Origin of the sequence: Aneurinibacillus tyrosinisolvens, assembly GCF_001015055.1 — a bacterium.
GTDB classification, from domain to species: domain Bacteria; phylum Bacillota; class Bacilli; order Aneurinibacillales; family Aneurinibacillaceae; genus Aneurinibacillus_A; species Aneurinibacillus_A tyrosinisolvens.
On sequence record NZ_BBWZ01000005.1, the window covers coordinates 132,344 to 145,487 of the forward strand.

The 13,144-nt window shown below is 51.8% G+C and carries 10 protein-coding genes; 8 read left to right on the forward strand and 2 right to left on the reverse strand.

Features of this window, described 5'->3' with window-relative positions; all coding sequences use genetic code 11:
- The first annotated feature begins 199 nt into the window (after positions 1-199).
- From pyrC to MBEAL2_RS06880, 8 genes are all read left to right on the forward strand, one after another.
- On the forward strand, positions 200-1,498 hold the full coding sequence (gene pyrC / locus MBEAL2_RS06845) for a dihydroorotase (protein ID WP_047151577.1): 1,299 nt from the start codon (positions 200-202) through the stop codon (positions 1,496-1,498).
- A complete protein-coding gene (locus MBEAL2_RS06850; RefSeq protein ID WP_236692704.1) occupies positions 1,498-2,601 on the forward strand; it encodes a carbamoyl phosphate synthase small subunit in 1,104 nt (367 codons plus the stop codon). The genes pyrC and MBEAL2_RS06850 overlap by 1 nt, the downstream gene beginning before the upstream one ends.
- The gene (gene carB / locus MBEAL2_RS06855) at positions 2,585-5,812 is read left to right on the forward strand and encodes a carbamoyl-phosphate synthase large subunit (protein ID WP_047151578.1); all 3,228 of its coding nucleotides are present in this window, start codon (positions 2,585-2,587) and stop codon (positions 5,810-5,812) included. Before MBEAL2_RS06850 ends, carB begins: the two co-directional genes overlap by 17 nt.
- Entirely contained in the window at positions 5,805-6,602 is a 798-nt protein-coding gene (locus MBEAL2_RS06860) for a dihydroorotate dehydrogenase electron transfer subunit (protein WP_047151579.1), read from the forward strand. Before carB ends, MBEAL2_RS06860 begins: the two co-directional genes overlap by 8 nt.
- Positions 6,599-7,528, forward strand: coding sequence for a dihydroorotate dehydrogenase (locus MBEAL2_RS06865; RefSeq protein WP_047151580.1), 930 nt, complete (start codon positions 6,599-6,601; stop codon positions 7,526-7,528). The genes MBEAL2_RS06860 and MBEAL2_RS06865 overlap by 4 nt, the downstream gene beginning before the upstream one ends.
- Positions 7,528-8,253 (forward strand): orotidine-5'-phosphate decarboxylase, encoded by a 726-nt coding sequence (gene pyrF / locus MBEAL2_RS06870; RefSeq protein WP_047151581.1) that lies wholly within the window; start codon positions 7,528-7,530, stop codon positions 8,251-8,253. Before MBEAL2_RS06865 ends, pyrF begins: the two co-directional genes overlap by 1 nt.
- Positions 8,254-8,255: 2 nt before the next feature.
- On the forward strand, positions 8,256-8,885 hold the full coding sequence (pyrE, locus tag MBEAL2_RS06875) for an orotate phosphoribosyltransferase (RefSeq protein ID WP_439644840.1): 630 nt from the start codon (positions 8,256-8,258) through the stop codon (positions 8,883-8,885).
- 239 nt (positions 8,886-9,124) lie between these two features.
- Positions 9,125-9,304 (forward strand): hypothetical protein, encoded by a 180-nt coding sequence (locus MBEAL2_RS06880; RefSeq protein WP_047151583.1) that lies wholly within the window; start codon positions 9,125-9,127, stop codon positions 9,302-9,304.
- A 27-nt stretch (positions 9,305-9,331) separates the two neighbouring features.
- On the opposite strand, the gene MBEAL2_RS28965 is transcribed toward MBEAL2_RS06880, so the two are convergent.
- Both MBEAL2_RS28965 and MBEAL2_RS06895 read right to left on the reverse strand, forming a co-directional pair.
- Complete coding sequence (locus MBEAL2_RS28965) at positions 9,332-11,317, reverse strand: oligosaccharide flippase family protein (RefSeq protein WP_052947535.1); 1,986 nt, start codon at positions 11,315-11,317, stop codon at positions 9,332-9,334.
- A 9-nt stretch (positions 11,318-11,326) separates the two neighbouring features.
- On the reverse strand, positions 11,327-13,051 hold the full coding sequence (locus tag MBEAL2_RS06895; RefSeq protein WP_047151584.1) for an Rqc2 family fibronectin-binding protein: 1,725 nt from the start codon (positions 13,049-13,051) through the stop codon (positions 11,327-11,329).
- Between the last annotated feature and the right edge of the window lie 93 nt (positions 13,052-13,144).

Genomic DNA, 13,144 nt, shown 5'->3' on the forward strand with positions numbered 1-13,144 from the left:
GCAGTGTCTATGCATAGCCTGAGCCCCTGAGCCGAATTGGAGTTTCTGCCAGCCTGCCCCGCCCGAAAGGCGGAAAAAAAGGTCAAGCAGTCTGTTCTGTCTCAGTGCGATGGTGGTATGCATAGGTAAAGGCTTCTTACTCCGCTCGGGTAAGAAGCTTTTTTTACTATAACTACTTTAATTAACAGGAGGAGAAACAATGGGCATTATTTTGCGAAATGGGCAGCTTCTTAAAAACGGTGAGACATTCATAAAAGATATTCTAATCGAAGGAAACAACATCGTGCGAATGGATGAGAGCATCGGGAACGATGGACACCAGGAAATCGATATATCCGGAAAACTTATCGTCCCAGGCTTCATTGATATGCACGTTCACCTGCGCGAACCCGGATTTGAAGCGAAGGAAACGATTGCGACCGGGACCGCATCGGCGGCGAGAGGCGGTTTTACAACCGTTGCCTGCATGCCGAATACGCGCCCGGTTATTGATACGCCTGAAACGGTTCAACGTATCACGAAAAAAGCGAGAGAAGAAGGCAGCGTACGGGTTCTGCCGATCGGAGCTATCACGGTTCGAGAGCTTGGAACCGAGTTAACGGACATGAAAGCTTTGAAAGACGCGGGTGTGATTGCTCTATCCGATGATGGGGTAGGAATTCAAACAAGCAGCATGATGAAAGACGGAATGATAGCGGCGAAGAAGCTCGGCCTGCCGGTTGTTGCCCACTGCGAGGATGACAGCCTTGCGGAAGGGGGCTGCGTTCACGAGGGTGTATTCAGCCAAAAACATGGACTGAGAGGCATCCCTTCGGAGGCGGAGTCCATCCACGTCGGAAGAGATATCCTGCTTGCGGAAGCAACCGGTGCTCACTACCATGTGTGCCATATTAGCACGGCGGAATCCGTTCGGCTGGTCCGCGAGGCGAAACAGCGGGGAGCCCGCGTTACAGCCGAGGTGTGCCCGCACCACCTCCTGCTTTGCGATGAAGATATCCCGGGTCTAGACGCAAACTACAAAATGAATCCGCCTCTTCGTTCCCGCAGGGATCAGGAGGCGCTGCTGGAAGGCCTAAAAGACGGCTCGATTGATATCATTGTAACGGATCATGCACCCCATACAGAAGAAGAGAAGCAGCGGGGGATGGAACTCGCCCCTTTCGGCATCGTGGGACTGGAAACGGCTTTTCCGCTTCTGTATACAAAGCTTGTCGCTTCCGGATTGTTCAGCCTGCAGGAAATTGTTGACAGGATGACAACGGTTCCGGCAAAAGTATTCGGCCTTCCGTGGGGCAGCATTGAGGAGGGGGCAGTTGCTGATATTACGGTAATCGATTTGGAAACGGAAAAGGAAGTAAATCCACAGTCGTTCGCCAGCAAAGGGAAAAACACGCCGTTTACAGGCTGGGCTTTAAAAGGGTGGCCTGTACTGACAGTTTCGGAAGGCCGCATTGTCTGGCAGGCAGCGGAAGAAAATGACGGGGAGGAGATGCAGTAATGATGACAAAAGCACGGTTGATTCTTGAAGACGGAACGGTTTTTACCGGCAAGTCATTCGGAGCCACGGATGAATCGGTCGGTGAAGTTGTATTTAACACCGGAATTACAGGATATCAGGAGGTGCTTTCTGATCCGTCCTACTGCGGACAAATCGTAACAATGACGTACCCGCTCATCGGAAACTACGGCATAAGCCGGGATGACTTTGAGTCAATCCGCCCCTTCGTCCACGGCTTTGTCGTACGGGAGCATTGCGAATACCCGAGCAACTGGAGAGGCGAGCAGACGGTTGATGCTTTGCTTAAGGAATACAACATCCCGGGAATATCCGAAATCGACACCCGCAAGCTGACAAGAATTATCCGCCAGCATGGAACACTGAAGGGAATTCTGACAACCTCTGCCGGCCCGGTGGAGGAGCTTTTGGAAAAATTGAAGACTCCGCTAATGGAAGACCAGGTTGCGCGGGTATCAGCGAAGAGTATGTTTGCCGTTCCGGGCCGGGGACCCCGCGTCGTACTCGTAGATTTCGGTTCCAAGCACGGCATTTTGCGGGAGTTAACCAACCGGAACTGTGACGTCATTGTCGTTCCGTATAATGTAACCGCTGATGAAATCCGCCGTATTCGCCCGGATGGTATCGTGCTATCGAACGGACCGGGAGACCCGAAGAGCGTGCCAGAAGCCATTGCGATGATTCAGGAATTACTCGGAGAATACCCGATGTTCGGCATATGCCTTGGCCACCAGTTGTTCGCGCTTGCGTGCGGCGCTGATACGGAGAAGCTAAAATTTGGCCATCGGGGTGGAAACCACCCGGTGAAGGAATTCGAAAGCGGGCGCACATTTATTACCTCACAAAACCATGGATATACGGTAACCGAATCGTCTGTAGCAGGTACTGAGCTTTCTGTTAGCCATATTGCGCTGAATGACGGAACAGTAGAAGGGCTGAAGCATAACATTCACCCGGCGTTTTCCGTGCAATACCATCCGGAAGCAGCCCCCGGACCGTACGACTCAGGCTATTTATTCGATCGATTTCTTGCGCAGGTGGCTCTACATGTAAAGGGGGAAAAAGCAAATGCCGCGACTCGATAACATACAGAAAATACTCGTCATTGGTTCAGGGCCGATTGTCATCGGCCAGGCCGCCGAATTTGATTATGCGGGCACACAAGCCTGCCAGGCGCTCAAAGAAGAAGGGTACGAGGTCATCCTCGTTAACAGCAACCCTGCTACCATTATGACGGATACAAATATGGCGGATAAAATCTACATTGAACCGCTTACAAAGGAGTTCCTCGCAAGAATTATCCGGAAGGAAAAACCGGACGGACTGCTGGCAACGCTGGGCGGCCAAACAGGCCTTAATCTTGCTATCGAGCTTGATGAAGCCGGTATTCTGGAAGCGGAGAACGTGCTTCTGCTCGGGACGGACTTAGAGGCGATTAAGAAGGCGGAGGACCGTGAGCTGTTTCGTGCGCTTATGCAGGAGATTAACGAACCGATTCCGCCGAGCGAAATCATTCACACCATTGAGGGAGCGGTCGATTTTGCAAATCAAATCGGCTACCCGATCATTGTCCGCCCGGCTTATACACTTGGCGGGACAGGCGGAGGCATCGCCGATTCGGAAGCTGAACTGCGTGAAATCGTGGCAAGCGGGTTAAAATACAGCCCGATTACCCAGTGCCTTGTTGAAAAGAGCATTGCCGGATATAAGGAAATCGAATATGAAGTAATGCGGGACGCAAGTGACAATGCCATTGTCGTGTGCAACATGGAAAACATTGACCCGGTCGGCATTCATACGGGCGACAGCATCGTCGTTGCACCAAGTCAGACGATGTCGGACCGCGAATACCAAATGCTTCGCTCAGCCTCCCTTAAAATCGTTCGGGCTCTTAACATTAAGGGAGGGTGCAACGTTCAGCTCGCGCTCGATCCGCACAGCTTCCAATATTACATCATTGAAGTAAATCCCCGGGTGAGCCGTTCGTCTGCGCTTGCTTCGAAGGCAACGGGGTATCCGATTGCAAAAATGGCCGCCAAAATCGCGGTAGGGTATGCGCTGGACGAGCTGAAAAACCCGGTTACACAGCAAACGTACGCCTGCTTTGAACCAACGCTCGATTACATCGTAACGAAAATCCCGCGCTGGCCGTTCGACAAGTTTATTTCCGCCAACAGGAAGCTCGGCACGCAGATGAAGGCAACAGGGGAAGTGATGGCTATCGGGCGGACGCTGGAGGAGTCGCTGCATAAAGCGGTCCGTTCACTGGAAATCGGCCTGCACAGCCTTGATTTGCCTGAAGCTGCGGACCTTGCGCAGGAAGAGCTCGAACGCCGCCTTGTAAAAGCGGACGACGAACGGCTATTCCTTGTCGTGGAAGGCCTGCGGCGCGGCATGACAATGGAGCAGCTGCACAGCCTGACCCAGATCGATTATTTCTTCCTCGCGAAATTTGAAAACATCATCCGGTTTGAAAGAGAGATGGGCAACGCGGCAACTGTCGGTACATTTGATGTTGACATGCTGCTGCAGGCCAAGCGGATGGGTTTCACGGACAGAAGAATCGCAGAAACCACACGCATTTCGCCTGAAGAGATTACCGCAAAAAGAAAAGAGATGGGCATTGTCCCCGTCTACAAGATGGTTGACACATGCGCCGCGGAATTTGAAGCCGCTACCCCCTATTATTACTCTACGTATGAAGAAGAAGATGAGCGGGAGGAAACGAATAAACCGCGCGTCATCGTACTCGGCTCCGGACCGATACGGATCGGGCAGGGGATTGAATTTGATTATTCAACTGTACACGCGGTATGGGCCCTGAAAGAAATGGGATACGAAGCCGTCATTATTAACAACAACCCCGAAACGGTTTCGACGGATTTCAGCACATCGGACCGCCTGTATTTTGAGCCGCTGTATCTTGAGGATGTTCTCCACATTATTGAGCAGGAGAAACCGGAAGGCGTCATCGTCCAATTTGGAGGCCAGACGGCGATTAATCTGGCGGCCGGGCTTGAAAAGGCCGGGATAAAGATTCTTGGTACAGATTTGGCGAACATCGATGCGGCAGAAGACAGAGAGAAGTTCGAGCGTCTCCTTCGTTCGCTTGACATCGCACAGCCGCCGGGGAAAACCGTAACGTCGGTTGAAGAAGCGGCAGGAGCCGCATCCGTGCTTGGTTACCCGGTGCTTGTCCGCCCTTCTTATGTGCTTGGCGGACGTGCCATGGAAATCGTGTACAACGAACAGGAGCTTCTAAGCTATATGAAGGAAGCGGTGAAAATTAACCCCGAGCATCCTGTGCTTGTCGATACGTATTTGCAGGGAGCCGAGGTTGAAGTGGATGGAATTAGTGACGGAGAGAACGTTTTAATCCCGGGCATCATGGAACATATCGAAAGGGCGGGGGTCCACTCCGGTGATTCGATTGCCGTCTATCCCGCCCAGAACATTTCCCGGGCACTGAAAGAAGAATTAATCGAGATGACGACGCGTATCGCCAGAGGGCTGCAAATTAAAGGGCTGCTTAACATCCAGTTTGTTATTCATAACGGAAAACCTTATGTGCTGGAAGTGAACCCGCGTTCCTCCCGTACCGTGCCTTTTCTGAGCAAGGTTACAAGCATTCCGATGGCAAACATTGCGACAAAAGTAATCCTCGGTTCAACGATTACGGAACTTGGATACACCCCGGGTTATCATCCGGAAGCCGACCACGTATCGGTAAAAGTACCGGTGTTCTCGTTTGCAAAACTGCGCCGGGTCGATACGACCCTCGGCCCTGAAATGAAATCAACGGGTGAGGTCATGGGACGCGATAAAAACCTTGCGAAGGCACTTTATAAGGGATTAATTGCATCCGGCATGCACATTCCTACCCACGGATCCGTGCTTGTCACGATTGCTGACAAAGATAAAGACGAAGCAAAAGAAATCATTCAAGGATTCAATGACCTTGGATTCAGACTAATGGCTACAGAAGGGACGGCGCGCTACCTCGAAGAAGAGGGGATGAACGTTACGCGTGTGCGTAAAGTGCATGAGGTGTCTCCGAACTTGCTGGACATTATTCGGACCGGCCAGGCAAACTTTGTTATCAATACGCTGACGAAAGGCAAGCTTCCTGAACGGGACGGCTTTAGAATCCGCCGGGAGGCGGTCGAAAACGGTGTTGTCTGCCTTACCTCCCTTGATACTGCAAGAGCGCTGTTGAAGGTGCTTGAGGCCATTACCTTTACGGCAGAATCGATGCCTGTCTCCCAGCAGGGCAGGGAGGCTGCTCTTTATGAATAAGGATGGGTTAATCGTTGTTTCTAACGAGGAGATTGCGGAACGGATTTTTCGCATCAAGGTACAGGGAGAACAGGTAAGCCTGATGAAGCAGCCCGGCCAGTTCGTCCATGTGAAGTGCGGAACCGGAATTGACCCACTCCTGCGCCGTCCGATCAGCATCTGTGATGTCGACATAACAGCAAATGAACTAACGATGATTTACAGAGCGGAGGGGCACGGTACCCAGGTGTTGAGCCGGTATGTGCCCGGGCAGCCGCTCGATGTGCTTGGACCTCTTGGCGAAGGATTTCCTGTAGAAGGCCGCAGAAAGGGGGAGCACGCGCTTCTCATCGGGGGAGGGATTGGTGTCCCCCCGCTGTATTACCTGGGAAAAGAATTACAAAAACGCGGGGTAAACATAACTTTTGTTCTCGGGTTTGGCACCGCTTCTCAAGTTTTCCTGAAGGAAGAACTGTCGGAAATAGGTACGGTCCATGTTGCCACAATAGATGGAACTTACGGGATAAAAGGGCTTGTTACCGATGTGCTGACGGAAGCGTATGGACTGTCTGCCGGGGCGTGGGATGTACTGTACTCATGCGGTCCGCTTCCGATGCTGCGGGCTTTGCAGGATCGGTACCAGGCGGCCGGAAAAGAAGGATATATCTCGCTTGAACAGCGGATGGGCTGCGGAATTGGCGCTTGCCTTGCGTGCGTCTGTCCGGTACAGGAAGAAGGAGCGGGCAAAAAATACCGTAAAATTTGTTCGGACGGGCCCGTGTTTCCATTTGGGGAGGTGAAGCTGTCATGACACTGTCTACTTCCAGCCGTCTGGCTGTCAACATTGCCGGTATTGAGATGAAAAACCCCGTGATGCCGGCCTCGGGCTGTTTCGGATTCGGCAAGGAATACGCCCGCTTTTATGACTTAAACCGTCTCGGCGCGGTTGCGGTGAAGGCGACTACTGTGGAAGAGCGTCAGGGGAACCCCACGCCGCGCGTTGCGGAAACACCCGGCGGAATGCTGAACGCGATCGGGCTGCAAAACCCCGGTCTCGATGAAGTGCTGGCCCATGAGCTTCCATGGCTCGAGCAATTCAAGCAGCTGCCCGTTATCGTGAATGTAGCGGGTACGACGACGGAAGATTACGTAACGGTATCGGAGAGGGTAAGCCAGGCGCCGAATGTTGCTGCCATTGAAGTGAACATATCCTGCCCGAACGTAAAATGCGGCGGGATTACATTCGGAACAGACCCTGAAGTCGCCGCGGCTCTTACGGCGGAAATTAAAAAAGTAAGCAAGGTGCCTGTTTTTGTAAAGCTGTCACCGAACGTAACAGACGTTGTAGCCATTGCGGCAGCTGTCGAAGAGGCGGGTGCGGACGGCCTGAGCATGATTAATACGCTGCTCGGTATGCGCATTGACCTTAAAACGCGCCGCCCCATACTCGCGAACGGTTCTGGGGGGCTTTCCGGACCGGCTATTAAGCCGGTTGCGATTCGCATGATTTATGAAGTGAGCCGGCACGTAAACATCCCAATCATTGGGATGGGCGGCATCCAAACGGCCGACGATGTAATAGAGTTCTTTATGGCCGGCGCTTCCGCGGTCGCTGTTGGAACGGCTAATTTTGTGGACCCGCTTGTTTGCCCCACAATCATCGATGAGCTGGAGGAAAAGTTAACCGGGCTCGGTATTCACTCCATATCAGAACTTACAGGAGCGGGGTGGAAGTAATGGGGAAAATGGAGGAGCGGGTGATGGTTGCCCTTGATTTTCCAAATATAACCGAGGCCAGCCGCTGTATAGAAATGCTTTCCGGTACCGGTGTTTATGTGAAAATCGGCATGCAACTGTACTACGCCGCCGGGCCGGATTACGTAAGGCACGTGAAAGAGCAGGGGTACCCGGTTTTCCTGGATTTAAAAGTGCACGACATTCCGAACACGGCGCTTGGGGCGATGCAGAGTCTGGCAGGCCTCGAGGTTGACATGGTGAATGTGCATGTTGCCGGCGGCAGAAAAATGATGGAAGCGGCGCGAGAGGGACTGGAGAAAGGTACACCTTCCGGAAGCAAACGACCCTTATTAATTGGAGTAACTCAGCTGACAAGCACCACCCAGCAGATGCTGAACGAGGAACTTCAGATTCAGGGGACGGTCGAAGAGACGGTTGCGCGGTATGCCCGCCTGGCCCGTGATAGCGGTCTCGATGGGGTTGTAGCGTCACCGCTCGAAGTGCCGCTCATAAAAGAAGCATGCGGCCCGCATTTTCTTACCGTTACCCCGGGAATACGGCCTGTCGGAGCCGACGCCGGCGATCAGCACCGGATTACGACACCGGAACAGGCGTTCAGGCTGGGGGCCGACTATATCGTAATCGGAAGGGCGATTACGAAGGCGGACAATCCGGCTCAGGCACTGCACCATATTATCCAAACGCTTAGGGGGTGTGAACAATAATGATGGATACAGAGAAAGAGATAGCGGGAAAGTTGCTTGAAATTAACGCGGTTGCACTGCAGCCGGACGAGCCGTTCACGTGGACATCAGGGATAAAAAGCCCCATCTACTGTGATAATCGGCTGACGATGTCTTATCCGGAAGTAAGAAAATTTATTTATCAATCATTTGCCCGCCGCATTCGCGAGCAGTATCCTGATGCGCAGGTCATCGCCGGGACCGCTACAGCGGGAATCCCGCATGCAGCCTGGGTAGCGGAGGAGCTGAACCTTCCTATGGTGTACGTCCGGTCGAAGCCGAAAGCACACGGGAAAGGAAACCAGATTGAGGGAAAGCTGGCTGCAGGTGAGAAGGTGATTGTCATTGAGGATTTAATCTCTACCGGCGGAAGTTCGATTGAAGCGGCGCGCGCCGTGCAGGAAGCGGGAGGAGATGTGCTTGCTGTGCTTGCGATTTTCTCCTATCAATTCCCGGCAGCTGACAGGGCGTTTGCGGAAGCGGGAATCCCCTATCAAACATTGAGCAACTACACCGCGCTGTTGGAGGCAGCAGAGAAGAAAGGGCATATCCGCCCGGATCAGCTCGAGAGGCTCGCAGCATGGCGGGAAAACCCGGAAAAATACCAGGGTTAACAAAGGAAAGGCGGAACGCATACTTTGCAGCGTTTTCCGCTTTTTTTCGATTTTAAAAAGAATTTATACACAAAGTGAAATTGGTGTTTTAGCATACCCGAAAGTGGTAAGAATAATCATATAGAAAGGTATGGGTTCTTTCGAAGTCAATTAGGGATACAGATAGATAGAACGCTTCTCATACGAGCCTGTCGAAAGCCATGTTCCTTTATCAGCAGTAGAGAGGGCGGATCGATGAGATGGATAAGAAAGAGTGGGACGCATTGTATGTATCGCATCAGAATTGGAAGGAATTCGTAGCAGAGCTTATAAATAACAAACAAATTACAGATACAGAAATCGTTGAACAAATTCAAATTGAAATAAGCGAAATTGACCGGCTGTTAGTGAAAATTCGGGATGAAAACACCCATTGCTAGCCAGTATAAAAAAGCGGGCTTTCCCTATTAGGGAAGCCCGCTTTTTTGTTGATCCAACGGTTCGGCAAATGCCGGTACAATCCGGTAACGTGCAAGTACGTGGTAAGCTTTTTGCGCCACCCGCGGAAAATAGGTGATTTCCCGAACATCGATGCCTTTTAGCCAGAAAAGGGCAACGCCATAGCCCGCCAAACTGAAAAGGGCAACGATGATGGATTCTATGCCAAAAAAGAGGAAGGCAGGCATCGGGATGAGCGGCTGGATGATAAAGCCTGCTTCCACAATTCCGAGCCCGATGGCGACGAGAAGAAGGGCGGAGAGGATAAATCCCCGCCATTTCTCCCCGAGTATGGATAACCGTGAATAATGGTTAATCGCCCGGATGTTTAATGCCATGATAACGATAAAACACAGGCTTGTAGCGAGAATAATGCCATAAATTCCAAGCAGCGGGGCGAATAGATAATTTCCCGCCCATTTTACGGCAATTCCTACGGCTACATGCCGCATCGGCAAATCCGTCCTGCCCAATCCCTGCAAAATGCCGGAGGAAGTCATCATCATAATTTGAAAAATTGTGCCAAAGCATAAACAGGCGATAATAAGGGACGCCTTCGTATACGTTTCTGCCGTATTGCTGAATAAAAATCCATTGACCGGATAAGCGGCAACGGTCAGGTACAGGGCGGCCGGGACACCCGTAATGAGCGCAATCCGCAGAGCCATTGAGCTCATCCTCTGCACTTCTTTCTCATCCCTCCTGGAATGGGCGGAAGAAACAACTGGAATGATGGATGAGCTGAGGGCAATGGCAAAGATAATCGGGAGGCCGGCAAGCGACTGCGCGCTCCCGCCTAGAATCCCCATCGTTTCCATCGCATCATTATAAGCGCTCAGCTGTTCAGTGAAGAAGCGGAGCGGCACCATCGCGATGTTCGTTCCCTCAGCCAGCTGGAGCGGGCCGAGTGCCCGGTTGTTTACGATAACCATTTTGTTCATTTGAAGCGTAAACGATTTGCCGTTTTTCGTATAGGTTGCCTGCTGGTGAGCCTTGTCCCATGTAACGGTGCCGCCCATCGCGCTGCCAACGGCCTCCAGCGGCACCATGGTTGTTTTGTTCTGATACAAACTCGGTGCAATCGGCAGCGTAATATCTTTGCCCCCTATCACGGCTTCTTTGTGCTGGGCGACAACTGAGATTCGCTCATCATGCGGCACCAGAAGGCGCAGCCCGGTGGAGGAATCAATAAAATAAAGCAGGGGCACAGCCAGTGCGGACAGCGTAATCGGCAGGGACAGCCGCAGCATCTTTTTGTAAATCTCGCGATACGTTAGGCGTGTATGGGTTTTCTGTTCCCGGAGACGCTGCTTTTGTTCCGCCCGTTTCTTTTTGTAGAAATAAATCATCACCGCACAGGCGGCAATGCTCCCCATGACAGCCCCGAAAGAAGCGCCGGCAACCGCGACGTCTTTGTTGTAGCCTAAATACATTAGCAGCAGAGGCAGGGCCACGGCTGTCGCCACGCGGAGGATTTGTTCAATAATCTGCGACAGCCCCGTCGGCTGCATGTACTGCAGCCCCTGAAAATAGCCCCGCATGATGGCAATTAGAGGAAACAAAAGCATAGCCGGTGCGATCGCGCGAATCGCCAGTTCGGCCTGTGGAGCCAGGGTGTATTGTGCATAGTAAGGTGCGGCTGCCATCATGATGAAAAACATAATAACACCGGTTACGAGGGCGAAATTCCGTGCCGCCCGGTATGTTTGATATGCCTCATGGTATTTGCCGATCGCAGTATACTCCGAAATCTGTTTACTGAGCGCGCTCGGAACGCCAAGCGTCGCAACGATAAGCAGCATCCCATAAATGTTGTACGAAATCGTGTATAAGTTCATCCCGTCGTTCCCCATAATATGCTGGAGCGGGACCCTCTGGGCAACACCGAGCAAGCGGGCAACAATGGCCGCCAGCGTTAAAATAAGCGTGCCCTTTAAAAAAGAATTTTTTTTCATGAGAATTCCTCAAGACATCGTGTTTTTTGTTTTCATTATGTTCCGGATCGCTGATTCGTCCGGCGTAATAAACAGTGTTTTCTGCTGCTCATAAATGACAAACCCGGGCTTGGCGCCCCTCGGTTTTTTCACATGGCGTACAAGGGTATAATCAACCGGGACCTGGCTTGAGTTTTTTGCTTTGCTGTTGTAGGCGGCAAGCTGGGCGGCTTCTTCCAGAGTGGAATCGCCAAACGAAGTGCCGCGGATCACTACGTGTGAGCCCGGGATATCCTTCGTATGGAGCCATGTATCATCCGGAGCCGCCAGGCGATTTGTCAAATAGTCATTCTGCTTGTTGTTTTTCCCCACGTACATTTCAATACCTTCACTCGATACGTAACGCTCAACAGAAGGCGGCTTTGGTTTGTTTTTCCGGCCTTTGCCCGGCCTTGCCCGTAAATAGCCTTCTTCCGTTAATTCTTCGCGGATTTCCTCGATATCGCGAAGGCCTGCCCCTTCTACCTGCTGCAGCACGGTTTCCAGATACGTTACCTCTTCCTCCGCGGCAGCGATCTGCTCATCGAGCACGGCAAGGCTGTTCTTCGCCTTCGTATAGCGTTTAAAGTACGCCTGCGCATTTTCGGAAGGGCTGAGGGCCGGGTCAAGCGGAATGGGAACTTCAGGCGCATCATCCTCGTAGTAGTTTAACACGTTTGCTACTGTTTGGCCTCTAGTAATTTGATAAATGTTCGCTGTAATAAGTTCGCCAAACACCTGGTATTGCTTTGCATCCTTCGCTTCTTTTTTCGTCTGGACGAGCTTTTCAATTTTCTTTATATTTTTGTTCCGCTCATTGCTCACGAGGCGAATCAAGTCGTGCATCCGCTGTTTTACAGCATCGCGCTCCGCTTTCCCATGGTAGAAGGATTCCAGGCATTCGCTCACCGTACTGAACGTTTCGGCCGTATCAGCCAGGTGAGTCAAGGCGACTACGGAGAAATGTGTTTTTTCTTCTCCCTGTGTAATGTTCGGTACATACCGGTGGTCAAGGGCAGGTTCCATAACACTGGAAAAAGCGTTCCACATAGCCTCCCTTGTCGGAAGCCCTGCGCGGTGGACGATCTCGGCGGCAACAAGCGGACTAACACCGGAAAATTTAGCAACAAGCTGTTTGTCGATTTTTCCCTGATTATAATCGAGCAGCTTTGTAAAGGCTGTCTCGTTTACTGTTAGCGGATTTGTCTTCTCCTGCGGAGGCGGGGTTACATATGGTCTGCCCGGCAGAATAACACGGTGCCGGCTTACTGCGGGAGTAACATGGTGCAGACCGTCATGAATCAAGCCGGATTGCGGGTCCATCAGAATTAAATTGCTGTGCCGCCCCATAATTTCCAGAACGATGCGCTTTGTTCGCTCGTCACCGAGTTCATCCCGGCTGCGGATATCGATATGGATCACTCTCTCCATTTCCACCTGCTTAATGGATTCGATAACGGCCCCTTCACAGTATTTTCTTAGCAGCATACAGAACATAGGAGCTTCCAGGGGGTTCTGATATGATTCGTTCGTTATATGGATTCTCGGAAAGCTAAGGCTGGCCGAGAGTAGCAGCCGTACGTTTCCCTGGCGGGTCCGTACTTGCATGAGAATATCGGTTGCCGTAGGCTGGTGGATTTTTGTAATCCTGCCTGTTGTGAGCAGCCCGTGAAGCTCATGCGTGATCGCCCGGGTTACAATACCGTCAAAAGCCATTTTCCTATCACCTCTTCATTGCAATCGTTTTTCCTGGCAAGGTGATTTCACCTTTGCGCATGTCCATATAAATGGCCAACGTATAGATTATAC